The 768-nt window shown below is 49.2% G+C and carries 1 protein-coding gene; it reads left to right on the forward strand.

What is annotated here, in order from left to right; translation table 11 throughout:
• A partial coding sequence (locus R7O13_RS26315; protein ID WP_318305136.1) for an alanine--tRNA ligase-related protein occupies positions 1-768 on the forward strand: 768 nt, incomplete at both ends.

Below are 768 nucleotides of genomic sequence, written 5' to 3' on the forward strand. Positions count from 1 at the left end.
CGATTCTAAACGAAGCGCTAGATAACTTAGATGGTAAAGTGCTCGACGGTGAAACCGTATTCAAACTTTACGATACTTACGGCTTCCCAGCTGACTTGACTAACGACGTTGCGCGTGAACGTGAGTTCGCGATTGACGAAGAAGGCTTCGAGAAAGCAATGGAAGAGCAGCGTCAGCGTGCGCGTGAAGCGGGTCAGTTCGGTACAGACTACAACGCAGCAATTAAAGTTGACACACAAACTGAATTCTGTGGCTACGTTGGAACAAAAGGCTCTAGCTCAGTGGCGGCAATGTTCGTTGAAGGCAACGAAGTGGATTCTCTATCTGCTGGCGACAAAGCGATCATTGTGCTTGGTGAAACCCCATTCTACGCTGAGTCAGGCGGTCAATGTGGTGATGCGGGTGAAATCCGCACTGAAGCTGGTGTATTCCGAGTAGAAGATACTCAAAAGTTAGGCAACGCAATCGCACACCACGGTGTTATGGCGGAAGGCGTTCTAGCGAAAGGCGATGAAGTCGCTACTATCGTTGACGCAGAACGTCGCGCAGCTATCTCTCTAAACCACTCAGCAACGCACTTGCTACACGCCGCACTTCGTCAAGTTCTTGGTGAGCACGTGACGCAAAAAGGCTCTTTGGTTAAAGCAGAAAACTTACGTTTTGACTTCTCTCATCTAGAAGCGGTAACGGCGGCAGAGCTAAAAGAAGTTGAACGTCTAGTGAACGCGCAAATTCGTCGCAACCACGTTATTGAAACCAACGTGATGG

The organism is Vibrio sp. Y176 (genome assembly GCF_033438945.1).